The 18799-nt window shown below is 38.6% G+C and carries 13 protein-coding genes; 3 read left to right on the top strand and 10 right to left on the bottom strand.

Annotated elements, in window-relative coordinates; translation table 11 throughout:
* Nucleotides 1-43 precede the first annotated feature (43 nt).
* From ACIR131C_RS25490 to ACIR131C_RS22460, 7 genes are all read right to left on the bottom strand, one after another.
* Nucleotides 44-505, bottom strand: a complete 462-nt coding sequence (locus ACIR131C_RS25490; protein WP_051347533.1) for an HNH endonuclease family protein — start codon at nucleotides 503-505, stop codon at nucleotides 44-46.
* Complete coding sequence (locus ACIR131C_RS0110470) at nucleotides 502-1857, bottom strand: AAA family ATPase (RefSeq protein WP_028090150.1); 1356 nt, start codon at nucleotides 1855-1857, stop codon at nucleotides 502-504. The genes ACIR131C_RS25490 and ACIR131C_RS0110470 overlap by 4 nt, the downstream gene beginning before the upstream one ends.
* Nucleotides 1858-2026: 169 nt before the next feature.
* Nucleotides 2027-4498, bottom strand: a complete 2472-nt coding sequence (locus ACIR131C_RS0110465; protein WP_028090149.1) for an ATP-dependent Clp protease ATP-binding subunit — start codon at nucleotides 4496-4498, stop codon at nucleotides 2027-2029.
* Between the two features lie 620 nt (nucleotides 4499-5118).
* The gene (locus ACIR131C_RS0110460) at nucleotides 5119-5829 is read right to left on the bottom strand and encodes a hypothetical protein (RefSeq protein WP_196811753.1); all 711 of its coding nucleotides are present in this window, start codon (nucleotides 5827-5829) and stop codon (nucleotides 5119-5121) included.
* The gene (locus ACIR131C_RS0110455; RefSeq protein ID WP_028090147.1) at nucleotides 5823-7133 is read right to left on the bottom strand and encodes an AAA family ATPase; all 1311 of its coding nucleotides are present in this window, start codon (nucleotides 7131-7133) and stop codon (nucleotides 5823-5825) included. The genes ACIR131C_RS0110460 and ACIR131C_RS0110455 overlap by 7 nt, the downstream gene beginning before the upstream one ends.
* A 123-nt stretch (nucleotides 7134-7256) precedes the next feature.
* Nucleotides 7257-8207, bottom strand: a complete 951-nt coding sequence (locus ACIR131C_RS0110450; protein ID WP_028090146.1) for a heme o synthase — start codon at nucleotides 8205-8207, stop codon at nucleotides 7257-7259.
* Nucleotides 8208-8279: 72 nt separating this feature from the next.
* Nucleotides 8280-9209 (bottom strand): COX15/CtaA family protein, encoded by a 930-nt coding sequence (locus tag ACIR131C_RS22460; protein ID WP_035371832.1) that lies wholly within the window; start codon nucleotides 9207-9209, stop codon nucleotides 8280-8282.
* 548 nt (nucleotides 9210-9757) lie between these two features.
* Between ACIR131C_RS22460 and ACIR131C_RS0110440 the strand changes: the two genes are divergently transcribed.
* The 3 genes from ACIR131C_RS0110440 to ACIR131C_RS0110430 all read left to right on the top strand — a co-directional run bounded on the left by ACIR131C_RS0110440 (nucleotide 9758) and on the right by ACIR131C_RS0110430 (nucleotide 13356).
* Nucleotides 9758-10702 carry a cytochrome c oxidase subunit II gene (locus ACIR131C_RS0110440; RefSeq protein ID WP_028090145.1) on the top strand — a complete coding sequence of 315 codons (945 nt, stop codon included), beginning with the start codon at nucleotides 9758-9760 and terminating at the stop codon, nucleotides 10700-10702.
* 224 nt (nucleotides 10703-10926) lie between these two features.
* Nucleotides 10927-12594: a cytochrome c oxidase subunit I gene (ctaD, locus tag ACIR131C_RS0110435; RefSeq protein WP_028090144.1), complete on the top strand. Its 1668-nt coding sequence runs from the start codon at nucleotides 10927-10929 to the stop codon at nucleotides 12592-12594.
* 147 nt (nucleotides 12595-12741) lie between these two features.
* Nucleotides 12742-13356, top strand: a complete 615-nt coding sequence (locus ACIR131C_RS0110430) for a cytochrome c oxidase subunit 3 (RefSeq protein WP_028090143.1) — start codon at nucleotides 12742-12744, stop codon at nucleotides 13354-13356.
* A gap of 183 nt (nucleotides 13357-13539) precedes the next feature.
* On the opposite strand, the gene ACIR131C_RS0110425 is transcribed toward ACIR131C_RS0110430, so the two are convergent.
* The 3 genes from ACIR131C_RS0110425 to ACIR131C_RS0110415 all read right to left on the bottom strand — a co-directional run.
* Nucleotides 13540-14727, bottom strand: coding sequence for an FtsW/RodA/SpoVE family cell cycle protein (locus ACIR131C_RS0110425; RefSeq protein ID WP_028090142.1), 1188 nt, complete (start codon nucleotides 14725-14727; stop codon nucleotides 13540-13542).
* Between the two features lie 165 nt (nucleotides 14728-14892).
* Complete coding sequence (gene proB / locus ACIR131C_RS0110420; RefSeq protein ID WP_028090141.1) at nucleotides 14893-16002, bottom strand: glutamate 5-kinase; 1110 nt, start codon at nucleotides 16000-16002, stop codon at nucleotides 14893-14895.
* 167 nt (nucleotides 16003-16169) lie between these two features.
* Nucleotides 16170-18799: carboxypeptidase-like regulatory domain-containing protein (locus ACIR131C_RS0110415; RefSeq protein ID WP_231395443.1), on the bottom strand; the 2630-nt coding region annotated here is incomplete at its 5' end.

Raw genomic sequence — 18799 nt, 5'->3', positions numbered from 1 at the left:
ATCACCAATACCAATGCACAACTTGGACACAATCCTCAAAATCTTAACATTCAACACTTCTGGCTAAAAGCATACCTTCAACCGGTTCATACTCATCTTCCAATGCATCTAATGGAAATTTTGTACCTTTATGTCCAGCATCATTACATTTTTCGCATGATAGAAGAAGATTAGTCCATTCAAAAGTTAAGTCAATACACCTTGATTTGCTTTTTGGACAAAAGTGTTCAATATCTCCATATCCTGTTGTAGTAACTTTACTTTCACAATAAGCACACTTACCATGAAATATGGTTTCTAAGGCTTCTTTTATATCTTTATTTTTGTATTTATTTCTAGTTTTTTCAACTTCGTTTTCTGCTTGTGCTAATTCTTTTTGATTGATTATTGGTTGATTTTTTAAAGTTTCTAAATTAGCTAGAGCTTGTTGTAATTTGTGTAACCATTTATTACCATTTCGTTTTAAAACTTTTGGTGGTTCACTCGGTCTAGATACAGAAATCAAGGTAGATTCTCCTCCAAAAAAGCTTTAGTTCTAGCCTCTAAACTACCAGGTTTTGGTGGTCCACCAATTGGCTGTGCTGTTTGCATAAATTTCCTAAGTTCATCATATTCTTGCTGATCTTTTTCTGCGAGATTGTATCTATTTCTATCTAATTCATAAAACCGTTTTATTTTATCTTGTGTAGCAGGTGAATGAGTAGACTCTAAACCAAAAGCTGGACTTCTCAGGATATAATCAGCATCATAAGCAGCAATATTATCAACTTGTTTTACTTGTACTTCACCATCTACCAATTCTAAACGCAAAGTTAGCGCATCTTCTCCTCCACCAGCAGCTATCAGTGGACTATGAGTAGCAATAACAAATTGCAGATGGGGAAAAATATTTCGCAACCAACCAGCAATTTGTCTTTGCCAATATGGATGTAAATGAATATCTAATTCATCAATTAAAACCACACCTGAAGCCTGGGTAGGATCTTCTAAATCAGGAAATGCTTGCATTAATCGCCAAATTAAATCTCCTGCTAAAGCGATAACGCTACGATAACCATCTGACAAACCAATAGTTGGTACTTTGCGACCATTAACCAAAAATTTGATTTGACCATCAGTAGTGACTTCAGCAATTTTGGCATTTCCCGGAAGCAAACTTTCAATAACTTTTACCCCTATTTCCCGCATCTTAATTGCTTCCTGATCACCTTTAGCAATACGAAAATCTAGGTGAACCATCCACTGCTCAAATGAACTGATTGCTCTATCTTCATCAAACTGTGTAATAAAATTACTAGAACGTTTTGGAGTATCTAAACTTGGTAACATTCTTTGACTAATACGGGTTAGCCTACGGAAAGCACCATAACCTACTGCAAACCATCCTTTAGTATTGGAAGCAAAAGCATTAGTTCGTAACCAACTTAACAATCTTGAATATTCTTCAATTAATGCAGGTTCAGTATAAGTTTCTTTTTGCTCTTTACCAATTTTAATAGTTGTGGGTGTGTCACCAGTAATAAAATATGAATAAGAAAACGTTGTAGTTATTTTTTTTGAACCATAAACACCTGTATCTCCCTCATCTTGATGCAATACAGCATTGATTTTTCCAGGTTGAGAAGAGTCACTAACCCAACCTGTAGGACGGGGAAGTAGTTCTTTTGCGGCTTCAGGTCCTGCTAAAAGTAGTGCCAATGCTTGAAGTAGTGTACTCTTTCCTACTCCATTTTCACCGAGTAACGTAATCCAAGAGTAATGTTTTGCTGTTTTACCAGTTACACCATTCCGAGTAAAGAGAATTTTTTCTTCTCGAAAGCACTTGATATTACTAAGAGTTATGCTTTCAACCCACATTATTTACATCCTTGAGATTTCACATCATTCATAAATAGCTAGTGAATTAATTTAACCTCATTTTTGAGCTAAACTACACTTACTGATGATTTATTGATGTGAACATAAACAAAAAAAACGGCAGAGAACCGAAATCCTCCACCGTTTAATTAACAACTAAAAAACCTAACTACAACTCAACACCAGGAGTTAACAACTCCCGACGCGGTTGAGAACTAACTTGCACAACACCATTTTCATCAACGTCAACAAGAGCAGTATCGCCATCTTTGATGCGTCCAGACAGAATTTCTTCCGCCAAACTATCTTCCAACAAGCGCATAATTGCCCGACGTAATGGTCTTGCACCGTAGCTGGGGCTGTAACCCTCTTGAATTAGGCGGTCTTTGAAGCGGTCTGTAACTTCTAAGACAATGCCTTTTTCCGTCAAGCGACCAAACACTTCCTTGAGCATGATATCGGCGATTTCCGTGACTTCAGCCTTATTCAACTGACGGAAGACGATAATTTCATCTAACCGGTTCAAGAACTCAGGACGGAAGTAATTCTTCAGTTCCTCATTCACTAAAGAACGAATGCGGTTGTACTGAGATTCGTTAGCATCTTCAGCAAAATCGAAACCAATACCGCTACCGCCTTTTTCAATGACCTTAGAACCAATATTGGAAGTTAAAATCAGCAAAGTGTTCTTAAAGTCCACTGTGCGACCTTTCGCGTCAGTTAAACGCCCATCTTCCAAAATTTGCAAAAGCATATTGAAGACATCGGGGTGGGCTTTTTCGATTTCATCGAATAACACCACGGTGTAAGGACGACGACGGACAGCTTCTGTTAACTGACCACCTTCGTTGTAACCGACATAACCAGGAGGTGAACCGATCAACTTACTGACGGTGTGACGCTCCATGTATTCGGACATATCTAAGCGAATCATCGCTTCTTCTGAACCGAAGAAATAAGAGGCTAGGGACTTCGCCAATTCAGTTTTACCCACCCCAGTTGGACCTGAGAAGACAAAACTAGCGATCGGCCGATTAGGATTTTTTAAACCGACACGAGCGCGACGAATAGCGCGGGAAACAGCCTTCACAGCGTCATCTTGACCGATGAGGCGCTGATGTAAGGTATCTTCCATGTGTAGCAACTTCTCGGACTCAGATTCAGTGAGTTTGTTAACTGGTACACCAGTCCAGGAAGCGACAATGTGAGCAATGTCTTCTTCTGTAACTACGGGTTCAATACCGTCACCACTAGAGCCGTTACTCTTAGTTTGGGCAATAGTGCGGATTTCCGCCTTGATTTCCATTTCCCGATCGCGCAATTCCCCCGCCCGATCAAAGTCCTGAGAACGGACTGCATCATCTTTTTCTTTTAAGATTTGCCGTAGTTCCTTGTCTAATTCCTTAGCTGCTGGGGGCAGTTGGGAGTTAATTAAGCGCACCCGTGAGCCGGCTTCATCCACCAAATCAATGGCTTTATCTGGCAAATAGCGATCGCTAATGTAACGATCAGACAACTTAGCCGCCGCCACCAATGCTTCATCGGATATTTTCAGCTTGTGGTGTGCTTCATAGCGATCGCGCAAACCATATAAAATTTCTATTGTCTCATCAACGCTTGGCTCACCCACCATCACAGGCTGGAAGCGTCTTTCCAACGCTGCATCCCGTTCAATGTGCTTGCGGTACTCATCCAAAGTAGTCGCGCCGATACATTGTAATTCACCTCGCGCCAAAGCTGGCTTGAGGATATTCGCCGCATCAATCGCCCCTTCCGCCGCGCCCGCACCGATGAGAGTGTGAACTTCGTCAATAACTAGGATGACATTACCCGCCGAGCGGATTTCATCCATAATTTTTTTCAGACGTTCTTCAAATTCACCGCGATATTTAGTTCCTGCTACCAGCAGACCAATATCAAGAGTGACTACACGCTTATCTTCCAGGATATCGGGGATATCCTTGCTGGCGATACGTGAAGCTAAACCTTCGGCGATAGCGGTTTTACCAACACCTGGTTCCCCTATCAACACGGGATTATTTTTCGTCCGGCGACCCAAAATTTGGATTACCCGCTCAATTTCCTTGGCGCGTCCCACCACAGGATCGAGCTTGTTATCTATGGCCATTTGGGTCAGGTTTGAGCCAAACTCATCGAGAGTTGGGGTTTTAGTGCGACTAGAGGGGCCACCCGGCGTAACTTCCGCCGTTTCTCCCAACATCCGAATCACTTGGGTTCTCACCTTGGTCAAATCTACACCCAGGTTTTCTAGCACCCTAGCTGCCACACCTTCACCTTCGCGGATCAGGCCCAACAGCAGATGCTCGGTACCAATGTAGTTATGCCCCAATTGGCGTGCTTCTTCCAAGGATAGTTCTAAAACCCGTTTTGCCCGTGGCGTAAACGGAATTTCTACGGCGACAAAGCCTGAACCCCGTCCTATGATTTTTTCAACTTCAATGCGAGCATCTTTGAGATTAACTCCCATTGATTTCAGCACCTTAGCGGCCACCCCTGTACCTTCGCCAATCAGACCCAAGAGGATCTGCTCAGTTCCGACAAAGTTGTGACCTAAACGGCGGGCCTCTTCTTGGGCCAGCATGATTACCTTAATGGCTTTTTCTGTGAAGCGTTCAAACATGGCATTTTTCCCATCACCTGCGTCGTGCCGGTATGCTGATTTTAGCACAGGCTAAAATTTTGGATATCTATATCAACAATATTAGATATCCAATTACCATGACACAAGTTAATGGGTTAATGAGTAACTATTAGTTAATCTCTAGGTGGTTAGTGTACTGAGGAGAGTGATATTAGTAGCATTTTTAGGGCTAAATCCGAACAATAGACCATTGATGTGGGGATTCTGGTTAACCCTTCCAAATAGAACTTATTATCATAGAATATGTATTAATGTCAAGAAATTGAAATGAATGATAAGATATTTATATTAATTAATATTTTAATATTAAGATATTCTGATAATAAATTAGGGGTAAAAAATTTTTTACCTACATTTAGTATAAGTAAATATAATTAAAATATTTTATTCAGCAGGTTACTAATATGTATAATTGTGTATCATTGGCTGAAAGCCTTGTTATTATTGGGTTGTGGATAATTCCCAAAATTCCTGCGAAATGTGGGTGCTTCACAATTATTTATATTTTATTTATATTTGGCGATCGCTTCATATACTCAGCACTGCTGAATCATTTGATTCTGCGGGTAGGGGTTTAGCACTGCTAAACCCCTACAAATCTAGGTTTTTTGTAATTTCCTAAGATAATTATACATTTCCCGAAACAAAGGGCATTTTCTTTGCACTTCATCAGGTCTTATTTTTAATAAAAGTAAGGGAGTATGTGACCTTTTAGAGAATCGTGAATAACTACTATCAAATTCTTTCAGGATGCTTGATTCGATTAATGATTCTGATAGCTTTTCTTGACAGCAATCTCTTGTTGGGTCATATTCACTAAATGATTCAGGATTATCAAAAGGAATATTTCTTTGTGTACTTAACCACCAACGCATCCGTTCATGTCTACTACGAAAATCTGGATGTTTAGCTATGGTATTATCCCAATCTGCAATAATCCAAGATTCTAATTCAGGTGCAGCAAAACCAACAAATTTTTCTATATCAGCACATTCAGGTATTTTCGATATAACTGCTAAAAACTTTTCTCTTTCTGCAATTGGATCTCGACAATCTAAATCGTCAAACACTAAAATTAAGTCACATTTATTTGGTTCATTTTTTAGAGTAATCGGTAGTTCTTTACTAATTTGAGCAATTAAACTTTTACCTGTTTTACCATAACCACTTGCTTTCCCCGGTTTGGGTCCTGGTTTTTGAAGCACTGGTGTTTTGCGTTCAAACTTGCAACTGGGAAAATTTTTTTCTAAAAAAGGAATTAGTCCTCTAACTTCAGTTTCACCACCACCAGCAAAAACCCATACTACCACGGCCATCCTCCAATAATAGGATCACCAACTCGGTACAAATCACCTAGTTCCCAACCTTCTTTCAGTTTTTCATCCAGGATTTCTTGAGAAAGTGTTTTCATAGAAAAATGGGTTTTATCTTCCGAGTAAAAACAATAAACATTCTCTAAACAATCTGTAAAATGATCTAATAAATCAGGACTATGTGTGGTAATAATTATTTGGGTTTTTCTTGATGCTTGTTTTATCCATTCTGCTAAAATTGACATCCATGAAACGTGCAAACCTAATTCTGGTTCATCAATGACTAACAATGAAGGTAGTAAAGGTGAATGTAATATAGTTGCCCAACATAACATTCTTACAGTTCCATCTGACATTTCACTTAAATAAAATGGTTCTTTAGTATCTTCAAAATACCATTCTACAGTTAATGATAAGCGACCTGAACGGATAGGACGAAGACGACGAGTTTTAGGTAAAATAGATTTCATTGCTTGGTTAATACTATCTTCAAAATCTATATCTTGCTGAATTAAATTTTCTAAAACTAAAGGTAAATTATCTCCTGATGTAGATAAATAAATATCACTACCGCCAATTTTTGGTTCTGAGGTTCTAATTTGATTTAATTCCATATTATTGGCATTATAAAATTGCCATTGGGAAATAAATTCAACTAAATCTCTTCTCGTTCTGTAAGCAGGTGTATTTTCCGGTGAACATTGGCTATTTTCTAGTAATCTGGGCAGTATAGTCAAACCTAAAGCATTAGTAGGTATATTCTTTACTCTTTGATATTGTATATCTGTATTTTGTTCAGGTATATTATAAACTGATGATACAAACCCTTTGCCAACTTCTTTAAAGTGAAATTTATAATAGTAAAAAGGTGGTGGTTCCAATTCATTTAAATCTTGTCCACTACATAAAAACTCTTGAGTAAGACTTACTTTATTTTTCTTCCTATCAACAAATAGGTTTAAAGTTAGCATGGTGCTAGATTTTTCGGGAAATTGTTCATTTGATGATAGTTGTGAAAAACAATATGCAAAATTGATAACAGCAGGACTTTCTACAGTATTATCTAAAATTCTATCAGCCCCCATTTTACTAACTGCATCTTCAAAACTACTTACTCCACGACTTTCATCAGGGATTGTAGTTAAACAGTCTTTCAAAAATTTCAAACAACTGATAAAATTGCTTTTACCTGAACCATTAGAACCTATAAAAATATTGAGTTTTTCTAATTCTACTGGCTGAGATAAGGATAAGTTTTTATAATTTCGACTTTCTATAAATTGCAAAATAGGTTGATTCATATTTTTTCAAATTTTCAAATATATAATTAATTTTTTAGGGGTAATTCATTAATTACCCCTATTTTGGTCATGTTCTCAATTTTGACCATAGCACACTTGTAAACAAGTTTAGATCAAAAGTTTCTACAAGTGTAAGTAATGCAGCACTATAGTTAGCAGATGATGAGTCACAGGTAAACTGTCTACCACCATTCCTAAACACAACAGCATCATGTAGGAAATGGAGTATAAAAATAACTCCCGCGCTATGGTTTTATCTGCGGGATTTTGCAATAAACGCCAAGACTTATGGACAAATACACCGCCTAAAGTCAAGGCAATAACAGCATAGACAATGCCACTGGCGTGTAAGGGATAAAACAGCAATATAGTAGCAGTGACAGTAATTACCGTATAAAACCAAATTTGTCGTACCGTGGCTTGATCCCCAGCCACCACAGGTAACATTGGTATCCCTACCTTAGCGTAATCATCACGAATCATTAAAGCCAAAGCCCAGAAATGGGGAGGTGTCCACAAAAAGACAATGGCAAAAATTAACCAAGCTGCCCAACTTAAAGTATCTGTCACCGCAGCCCAACCAACCAAAGCGGGAATTGCCCCGGCAGCACCACCAATGACGATATTTTGAGTGCTATGACGTTTGAGCCAGTGAGTATAGACTAAAACATAGAAGATGATGCCAGAGAAGGCTAAAAATGCGGCTAGGAGATTGGCGAATACGGTGAGGAGAGTAAAAGACAGTACAGCCAGAACGATGGCAAAAATGAAAGCATCACGGGGTTGTACCTTACCAGAAGGCAGGGGACGGTGGCGTGTGCGCTCCATATCATAATCTATATCTCGGTCATAGATACAGTTAATGGTTTGGGCGCTGGCTGCGGCCAAAGTCCCACCAATCATGGTAATAATTAACAACCAAGGATCTACCTCTCCTTGGGCAGCTATCCACATACTTCCAGCAGTAGTGATTAATAGCAGGGGGATAATTCGGGGTTTAGTTAACTGGTAGTAACTGTGAACGACTTGGAGAAATGTGTCGTGCTGACGACGAGAGACATTAGTCTCAATCATGTTGGGCCTTTTCCTTATTTTTCAAGAACTGGTCAGCAAAGCGCTTTGTGGTAGCAATATGAAGATGTGGCTTTATGGATTTGGGCTGTGAGTGGGAGTAAATGAATCCCGCAGTGATAAAACTGTAAATACCACCAAAGTACCGAGTAAAGTTGCACCAATAGCTTGGTGAGAAACAGTGAGAGGTTCAACTTGTAAATGTAAGCGGAAGGTAGCCACACCCAATAAAAGTTGTAAAATCAACAAACCACCCGCCATATTGGCCAGTTTCCGCAAAACAGGATGTAGTGCTGGTGTGCGCCAAGAAATCAATACCACCGCCAAAGTAGCTATAGTTGGGGGTACTAAGCCAAAAATATGGCTATACATGACATCACAAAGTTGTTCACCTGCCAAACACTGGTGTAAAGCCCAGCGAGAACCCACTAAAGCGCCGAGTAGACTTTGTAAATAGACACAAATAGCAGCAGTTAAACCCAGCATGGGTAACTTACCTACTGTTCCCGTTCCTTGATAAGAGGCCAGACTTGTACCGATAATTAACAAAGTGGTGAAAAATAGCAGTGCTGTTCCCAAATGGGCAGTAACGATATCAAACCGCAACAATTCAGTTACAGTCAGTCCTCCCAAAATCCCTTGGAAGACAATTAAAAATAAGGCGAATGTAGAAGCCCAAGGTAGCCACTTGGGTAAAGAAGAACGATGCCACCAAGATAAACTACAAAGGGCGATCGCACTAAAGCCAATTAAAGCCGCATCTAGACGATGAAACCACTCCAAAAACACCTGGAGATTCATTTGCTGGGCTGGAACTAACTCCCCATAGCATAAAGGCCAGTCAGGACAAGCAAGGCCAGCATTCATGACGCGGGTGGCGCTGCCTATAGCCATCAAAATTAGGGTGGCTATGCAGATTTTCCACACCAAGCGACGAATCATGTCCTGGGGCTGTTGTCTAACTTTTGCCGCTTGATTTTGTGGTTCTAAGACAAATTCGTTCATTAACAATACCTTGAGACTGCTTGTGCTTTGAAGAGTGGGAAATTTTGTATTTTGATTTAGTGCCAATCTCCCTTCACCCTAACCTATAGGTCAGAATGTAGAAATCGGCTTTCCCTTATACTTTGGATCACTTTAGCTAGTTTTAGCTGTAAGATTTTGTGCTGTTTTGTAGATAGGAACAGGGAAGGAGGGGGAAAAAAGTTAGGATTCCACTGGGTAGAAACATTGATAAATGGGAATTTCTGCGAATTTTTCGGCTAAATTGCCATTTAATCTGGGGACGGATAACTTATCTCCCTTGTACTCAAAATTGTGATCCTAATCCAAAAAATTAATAAAGATTTCAGACCAGCGCATACTATATCTCATACCCTGCATTACCTTAGTAAGTGGGGTCACTTTTGTCAGTGAACAAAACCTACGCCAAATATCTCCCAAAGCCTTTCTCTTTCGTGATCTTCGCGTCTTTGTGGTTCATTAGGGCGTGGTGTGTAACTCAAGGTTGAAGTAACTTTAAGATAAATTAGTTAATTGATAAAAAATCCGCCATGAAAATTCCAAGTACAATCTGGACATTACTCATTGGCATTGTCCTCACCCTCACAAGTCTCTGGTACGGTCAAAATCACGGTCTGTTGCCTACAGCGGCCTCCGATGAAGCCCCCTTGGTAGATGGTCTATTCAATGCCATGATGACTGTTTCTACAGGCATATTTTTGATTGTTGAAGGTGTTTTAATTTACGCCGTTGTTAGATATCGTCGTCGTGCTGGTGACAATGAAGATGGTCCAGCAATTGAAGGTAATGTGCCTCTGGAAATCCTCTGGACTGCGATCCCCGCAATTATCGTTATCGGTATTTCTGTCTACAGTTTTGATGTATACAATAACATGGGCGGTTTTGATCCCCATTCAGCCCATGCAGCACCCATGATGGAAGAATCCATGAATATGCCGGGAACGGCTATGGCCGCTACCTTAAAGGAAGCATCTGTACAAGTAGCACAATTAGATGATAATTCCGATACGGTTACTAAACCAGCGGAATTAGTTGTCAATGTGACTGGACTCCAATATGCTTGGTTATTCACCTATCCAGCCACGGAAGTGACAACCGGTGAACTACATTTACCTATTGGTAAAACTGTAGAAATTAACTTGACAGCTAATGATGTCATCCACGCGTTTTGGATTCCTGAATTTCGGCTTAAACAGGATGCTATTCCTGGTAGACAAACAAATTTGCGTTTTACTCCCTCAAAAACGGGTGAATATAATTTAATTTGTGCTGAATTGTGTGGACCTTATCACGGGGTCATGAAAAGTCCAGTGGTGGTAGAGACACAGGAGGCTTTTGATCAATGGCTGCAAGAACAATTAATTGCCAGTAAGAATATACCCAATGAAGCGGTGGCTATGACTGCTGATAAATTCCTTTCTCCTTATACTCAGAATATGGGCATTAATTCAGAAATTTTGCATCAAATTAAGTAGGGAATTACAAAATACAGCGAATAATGAAAAATTAAGTAATTTAACCCACGTACTAAGTAGGTAAACGGCAAAAACCGACACAAGTAAAGAAAAGTAAAGTTGCCCAAAACCTCTTCCCAGTTAAGAGTTCCCTTGTCATCACGACAATTTTTAACGCTAACCTACTTATCTGGGTTTCGACTGTGTAGAGGTGGTTTTCATCGCCCATTTAACTTCTTTAAAATATGACACAAGCACAATTACAAGAAACCGATCACAATCATACTGAAGAACATAAAGAAAGGCATTGGCGAGACTTTTTTGGTTTTAGTACAGATCATAAGGTGATTGGGATTCAATACTTAGTCACTTCGTTTATTTTTTACTGCATTGGCGGCGTAATGGCTGATTTAGTGCGTACAGAATTACGCACTCCAGAAGTAGATTTTGTCACGCCAGAAATCTACAACAGCCTGTTTACACTCCATGCCACAATCATGATTTTCCTGTGGATTGTGCCAACAGGAGCAGGATTTGCTAACTATTTAATTCCCCTGATGATTGGGGCCAGAGATATGGCATTTCCTCGCCTCAATGCTGTGGCTTTTTGGATGGTTCCCCCCGCAGGTATCCTACTAATTGCGAGTTTAGCCGTAGGTGATGCCCCTGATGCCGGTTGGACTTCCTACCCCCCCCTGAGTTTGGTAACAGGCCAGGTGGGTGAGGGTATTTGGATTATGAGTGTATTGCTTTTGGGAACTTCTTCCATTTTGGGAGCGATTAATTTTCTCGTCACTCTTGTGAAAATGCGAGTTCCTAGCATGGGTATCTATCAAATGCCCTTATTTTGTTGGGCAATGGTGGCAACTTCTGCACTAGTATTAATATCTACACCTGTATTAGCGGCAGCTTTGATTTTACTGGGTTTTGATTTGTTGGCCGGAACAACGTTTTTTAACCCCAGTGGTGGAGGTGATCCTGTTGTTTATCAACATATGTTCTGGTTCTATTCCCACCCAGCAGTTTACATCATGATTTTGCCTTTCTTTGGGGCAATTTCGGAAATTCTGCCAATTCACGCCCGAAAACCGATTTTTGGCTATAAAGCGATCGCTTTTTCGTCCCTAGCTATCAGTTTCTTAGGTTTAATCGTCTGGGCGCACCATATGTTTACCAGCGGTGTCCCTGGTTGGCTACGGATGTTTTTTATGATCACTACCATGATCATCGCTGTACCCACTGGGATTAAAATTTTCGGTTGGTTGGCAACTATTTGGGGTGGTAAAATCCGCTTTACTAGCGCCATGTTATTTGCCATTGGCTTTTTAGCAACTTTTGTGATTGGTGGTATTAGCGGTGTGATGTTGGCCGCAGTTCCTTTTGATATTCACGTTCACGATACTTACTTTGTAGTGGCACATCTCCACTATGTCTTATTCGGTGGTAGTGTGTTAGGCATTTTCGCGGCCATTTACCACTGGTTCCCGAAAATGACGGGACGGAAAATGAATGAATTTTGGGGTCAAGTGCATTTCGCTTTAACCATGATTGGTCTCAACATGACTTTCTTACCCATGCACAAACTAGGATTAATGGGTATGAACCGTCGTATTGCTGAATATGATCCTAAATTCACCGCTTTGAATGAAATCTGCACCTGGGGATCTTATATATTGGCCGTCTCTACCTTGCCATTTATCATTAATGCTGTTTGGTGTTGGTTCTATGGGGAAAAAGCTGGTAATAATCCCTGGCAAGCATTAACTTTAGAATGGATGACTAGTTCCCCTCCTAGTATCGAGAATTTTGAAACTCTGCCGGTTTTGACTACTGGCCCTTATGATTATGGGGTGAGTAAGCAACGAGTTGAAACTGAACCTGTGTTAACTCCCCAAGTTAAATCAGCACTTTAAAGAGAAAATTTGGCGTTGCTAAATAAAGGAATTTTTTCTCGCAGAGGCGCAAAGGCGCGGAGAGTAAGAAATGGGGTCTTTTGATTTACCTGAGTTGAGCAACGCTAAAAACTTTTAACCTATTACCCATTACCAATTTAATAATTTATGCAAGGTCAAATTATTGAGGCGACTAATACTGAGTTAAATCATCATCAATCAGTTTCTGGTCACGAAGCACACCCAGATCATCGTTTGTTTGGTCTGTTTATGTTTTTGGTGGCTGAGGGTATGATTTTTATGGGTTTGTTTGGTGCATACCTGACTTACCGTTCTACTATTCCTGTCTGGCCACCAGCAGGAACTCCAGAGTTGGAATTGTTGTTACCCACTGTGAATACTTCTATTTTGATAGCTAGTAGTTTTGTTATGCACAATGCTGATACTGCTATTAAAAAGAATGATACTCAGGGAATGCGGCTGTGGTTGGTAATTACGGCACTTATGGGCGCTGTTTTTTTGGCGGGTCAGGTTTATGAATATAGTCATTTAGAGTTCGGTCTGACTACTAATTTATTCGCTAGTGCCTTTTATGTTTTAACCGGTTTTCACGGTTTGCACGTTACTATCGGTGTTTTGGCAATTGTAGCAGTTTTATGGCGATCGCTTACTCCAGGTCATTACAGTAATAAAAATCACTTTGGTATCGAAGCGGCGGAAATTTACTGGCACTTTGTAGATGTAATTTGGATCGTTTTATTCGGGTTACTCTATTTACTGTAGGTATTTATTACTTAGTTGTTCACTCCACTCGAATAACCTACAGTCCCCCCCTTGGGGGTTTTTTTATTTGTACTGATTAACAAGTATATATTAATACAATAATTTCCACAGAGGATGTGGGAAAAGTCAGATTCCCCAATTTTTTAATAAATCAGGAATCTGACAAATCTAACATTAATAAACTTAAAATAGTCCCCTTCTTGAGCGATTTTCCCGTTGTGTTTTTCGTAAAGGAACTACTTCAGCTTCACTACCTTCCCTAGCTACTCGAATTAACAAAGCAGAAGATAGTAAACTAGCAATCATAGAATTACCACCATAACTAAACATAGGTAGGGGTAAACCTGTAGTTGGTAAAGCACCTGTAGTTACACCAATATGTAATAATGATTGTCCAACCATGACAAATACCACACCAATTGCGACTAATTGGGAGATCAGATTTTTAGATTTGAGAGCGATAATTAAGCCTAAAGTGGCAAATATTGCTAACATTAGTAATAATAAAATACCGCCAACAAAACCAAATTCTTCGGAGAAAATTGCGAAGATAAAATCAGTATCTTGAATTGGTAAATAGAATAACTTTTGTTGAGAAAGTCCAAATCCAGATCCCCAGGTTTGACCCGAACCCACAGCCAATAAACTTTGTACCAACTGATAACCATCTCCGGTAGCATCAGCCCAAGGATTCATAAAAGACATAATACGTTTGCGTTGATATTCCTTGATGCTAATGCTGATTAATGCTAATAGCACACCACCTAAAGCTGTTCCTCCCAGGTATTTATATGGTATTCCTGATGCTAAAGCAATAAACCAAATTGTCATTCCACAAAGTGCAGTTGTACTTAAATTAGGTTGGGCTAAAATTCCTAAAAGCACAAGACAAAAAACACCCAACCAAGACAAACGAATTCCCCAGGTGAGTTTTTCCCACTTACCAAAAAGTGTTGCACTTTGTAAAACTAAAAATGGTTTAATTAATTCCGATGGTTGGATAGGAATTGGTCCAATAGCTATCCACCTAGCAGCGTCAAAAGCCTTTTTTCCTAATCCTGGAATTAATGTCATGAAAATTAACAGCAGGAAAAATATCAAAAACCAATGAGAAACCCCCAAAATTTTTCGTAATGGTAGATTAACAATGATCTTGAAAATAATTAAACCAGCTATAGCCCAAAGAATTTGACGTTTGAAATAATATAAACCGTCACCTTGACGATCATCCGCAACGGGATAGGAAGCAGAAAAAAGGATAATTAAGCCAATAAACATCCACATTAATGTTAGCCAGCGTAATAATCGGGCTTCTAAACCCCAGCTAGAAACAGAATCATCAAAAATTGGGATTAAACGGAGTAGATTCACAATATATTAAATACAGAGGAACATCTGCTATTTTAATTGACAATAAGTCAAAAGATGATCATATAACAGGGAACAGAATTCGACCTCATTGTTCAACCTCATTCCTCCGTGTTCTCTGTGCCTCTGTGGTTCGATAAATTACCTTTAGTCCGCCAAAAGACATTCTTAAATCAAAACTAAATTATCTCTGTGAATCACAGTATCCACCCCTGCATAACCTAAAATTTCTGGAATGTCCCGTGAATGTCGGCCGCAAATTTGCTCTAATTCCTGACTATTATAATTCACTAATCCCCTAGCAATTTCATAGCCATGACTATCACATAATTGTACCGCTGCTTGATTGTCAAATTCTCCTTCTAGGGCTTTAATTCCCGCTGCTAATAGAGATTTTCCTCCTTTAGTAATAGCAGCGATCGCTCCTGAATCTAAGTATAATTTACCACTAGGAATTAGACCGTAAGCTATCCAACGTTTTCGGGCTGAAGTTGGTTCTGGTTGAGGTATAAAATGTGTTCCTATTAGTTCTCCTTGCATAATTTTGGCAATATTCCGGGGAAACCGCCCCTGGGTAATGACTGTGCGGATACCCGCAGCGATCGCAATTCTGGCCGCAGAAATTTTAGTCATCATTCCTCCTGTTCCCCATTGAGAACCCTGGCCACTGGTTTGAATCTGTAAATCTGTCAGTTCTTGCATACTACTAACCAAGCTAATAGGTTTAGCATCGGGTACAGAACGAGGATCGGCAGAGTATAATCTATCAACATCCGTTAATAAAAATAACCAATCTGCTTCTACTAAACTAGCTACCAACGCAGACAGGGTATCATTATCACCAAATTTTAATTCTTCTACGGCTACTGTATCATTTTCATTGACTATCGGAATTACTCCTAAATTTAGTAATTCTTGAAAAGTGTTATTAGCATTAAGATAGCGGCTACGATGTACCAAATCTGCTCTCGTTAATAATACTTGGGCAATTGGCTGTTGTATTATACTAAATAAATCATCATATATACGTATTAATCTGCCTTGTCCGACAGCCGCTACAGCCTGTTTTAAAGCGATAGTTTTGGGACGCTCCATTAAACCTAAGCGCCCACAACCTACCCCAACAGCACCGGAAGAAACTAAAATTACTCGATGTCCCTGTTGTCTCAAATCACAGAGAGTTTCTGCTAAAGTAGCAATGGTAGAAAGGGCTAATTGTCCTGTTTCCGGTTGGGTTAAGCTAGAAGTGCCGATTTTAACAACAATTGTTTTACTCATTAGTCAGTTATAGGAATTTATATCAGGTAACCTAACCCCAACACTAATATTAACCTGTTGTTCCACACAACAGAAACCTGATTCTGCTAATTGACACTAGGCTACCATAGGGGTAAAACCTAGAGTAAACCAACACAGTGTGACACTTGCGTAAGTCCTAGCAACTTTCAAAACATCCCCTCAGGTAATTTTAAATTTAATTCTTGCAAAGTAGGAGAATCTGAATTAATTGTAATTCTATGCGGTTCAACAGATTTGTTATTAACTTTTAGCTCATAAGTTCCTTGTCGCAACTGTTCCAAATAGAAAATACGAGCACTATTTGTAATAGATGCAACTGATGATTTAGTATTATCAATAGCTTCAACTTTAGCACCAACAATGGGTTTTCCTTCAGCATCTTTTACCGTTCCTGCTATAGTATAAGAAGCAACAAAAGGAACTGGAATAGTTGTATAACTACCTGCAACTATTTCCACAGCATAAGCAGGTTGAGCCGGTTTCCAGTCTAGAGGATATCCAGCAGGATCTAAATCAAGACGGTAAATACCCGGAAAAACTTTAAATAAAACACCTTGTTTTGTAATAGTTGCTAAACTAGGACTAAATTTTTTATTATTCAGTATTAATAGTAGTTCCATATCCTGAGTATAAATCTCTTCATTCTGATCTCTAATACCGTTATTATTCTTATCTAAAAAAGGTTGAATAAATATACCACCCTCACTGCGTAAACGTTCAAATTGAGAGTCTCCAAATCGTAAATTAGGACTGAAATTAACTGCTGAACCAATTTCCAGCCGATAAGAGGCTGTATCTGATGTCATAGAAATTCCATCATAACGCAAACGCAGAGATAAACCGGGAATAAAAAAAGTCGAAACAGAAGCTAATAAACCACTACCTTGAGAACCGATACCATAACCGATATCAAAATCCCAGAGACGACGTTGATTAATATAGGGTGATTGATATTTCCATTTTAATGTTAATAAATTATTATATTTGTTGCTAGAATTGCTGGTTTCATAACTTAAAATTAAATTTTCTTTTTCAGGGAGTTTGAAAAAACTAAAAATAGAACCTTCATAATTTAATTGTAAGCCAATACCAGTGGGACTAGCTCTAGCGGACAAATTACGCCAACGCAGGTTAGAATTCCAGTCTAATTGTCCTTTATTATCAATTTTCAGACTTGAATAGGTAGATATTTTACCAATATTCTGATTTACATTTAATCCTAAATTCATAATACCATTGAGATTACTACCACTACTAGTAACATTTAAAAATTTAGCCGTATTCCAATTAAAATTAAAACTTTGAAACTGTTCATTACTGGATAAATTCAGATTTAACCGAGAAGATGGTTTAAATTCTAGATTAGCATTATATTTGAATTTATCTGGTACTTTTAAAGCAGATATAGCCAATTTGAAAGGAAAATTATTAGGTTGATAAAATACCTCACCTAATTCTAATAAACTTTGATCATAAATGATTCCTGCTCCTAATGTTAAAGAATCTGTAACTCCATGACGATAAGCCATACCTCCACGAACATTATTTAAGTTGCCAAAAAAGTCATTATTTCTCGTTTCTCTGTTCATACCACCAGATATAATTAGGCTTGATGTTCCTTTAGTTAATTGTCCAGGTAAATTCAGAAATATTGGTTTTTTCTCTATGGGTGTACTTGCTAATTGTCCATTAGCATAAAGTAAAACTCGATAATTTTCACCATTAATGGGAACATTATCAAAACGGTAAATTCCTGAAGAATCAACTAATATTTCTCCAAAAATAAGATTATCATTTCCAGAAACTAATTGCACCAAAGTTCCCGGTTTTGCTGCTCCTTCAATAATGCGATTAATTGTAGAAGTTTGTAAGCTTTGAGAGGGAGTAAATGCGCGATTATTGAGATTATCGGCTTTAAATCCAAATCTTTTAATGGTCGTTAAACCCCAATAATCACCCCTAGTTTCACCTGTCCAAAAAGTAGGTTGAGAACCAATTACATAATCATGAAAATCACTGCGGTTTAAATATTGTCCTTCTTCTAGTTTCCAGGTGGTACTGTCCAATAAATTAGGTTGATTAATTCGAGAAAACCAACTTCCTTTCAATACTGTACCCACAAGATTTAAATTACCTTGATTAGTTAATTCTTTGCTATTTTCTCTACTACTAATATTAACTTTTTGACCCATAGTTGAGAAGGTAAAATTATGACTTTTAACAATAGGTAAACCTTCTATAATTACTTGTGATTCTTTTTGGCGATTTTTTCTGCCTTTCAAATTTAACCAAGGTGGTTCTAGTATGATAGAATAAGCCTCAATATCAAATTGAGATTTAACTTGCAATAACTCCTCAATTTGTGCGATAGATATAACTAAACCTAATTCTGGATCTGAGGTTAATTCATTGAGTTTAATACGTTTGATTAAACCCACTCCTTTTATTTCTAATTCTCCATTCGGTAAGGTACTAACGGTCAAATTTAAGGCTGTAATTATATCTTGAAAAGAAATTAACCAATTAGGAAAATCAACAGCTTTCTCTCCGTCTTCATAACCTTTAACGCTGGCAGATTGTAAAACATTACGTTTACCAATATTAATTCCTATTGGTAAGACAACAAATGGCGATGATTTTACTGCTGCTTGAGGGGCAATAGAAGCATCATTAACTTGAGAAATGGGAGCAGAAAAATTGTAACTTGTGTAACTTGACGCTAAATGGTAATCGGAATTAATTGATTCCTCTGCAAACATACTATATACAATTACAG

The organism is Dolichospermum circinale AWQC131C, assembly GCF_000426905.1.
Lineage (GTDB): Bacteria > Cyanobacteriota > Cyanobacteriia > Cyanobacteriales > Nostocaceae > Dolichospermum > Dolichospermum circinale.
Note: the sequence above shows the minus strand (reverse complement) of the source record. Positions and strands in the feature narration are given on the sequence as shown.

Coding starts and splice junctions, on each gene's coding strand:
- ACIR131C_RS0110455 (WP_028090147.1), bottom strand. CDS start 7,133: ATGAATCAACCTATTTTGCAATTTATAGAAAGTCGAAATTATAAAAAC.
- ACIR131C_RS0110440 (WP_028090145.1), top strand. CDS start 9,758: ATGAAAATTCCAAGTACAATCTGGACATTACTCATTGGCATTGTCCTC.
- proB (WP_028090141.1), bottom strand. CDS start 16,002: ATGAGTAAAACAATTGTTGTTAAAATCGGCACTTCTAGCTTAACCCAA.
- ACIR131C_RS22460 (WP_035371832.1), bottom strand. CDS start 9,209: ATGAACGAATTTGTCTTAGAACCACAAAATCAAGCGGCAAAAGTTAGA.
- ACIR131C_RS0110430 (WP_028090143.1), top strand. CDS start 12,742: ATGCAAGGTCAAATTATTGAGGCGACTAATACTGAGTTAAATCATCAT.
- ACIR131C_RS0110450 (WP_028090146.1), bottom strand. CDS start 8,207: ATGATTGAGACTAATGTCTCTCGTCGTCAGCACGACACATTTCTCCAA.
- ACIR131C_RS0110465 (WP_028090149.1), bottom strand. CDS start 4,498: ATGTTTGAACGCTTCACAGAAAAAGCCATTAAGGTAATCATGCTGGCC.
- ctaD (WP_028090144.1), top strand. CDS start 10,927: ATGACACAAGCACAATTACAAGAAACCGATCACAATCATACTGAAGAA.
- ACIR131C_RS0110470 (WP_028090150.1), bottom strand. CDS start 1,857: ATGTGGGTTGAAAGCATAACTCTTAGTAATATCAAGTGCTTTCGAGAA.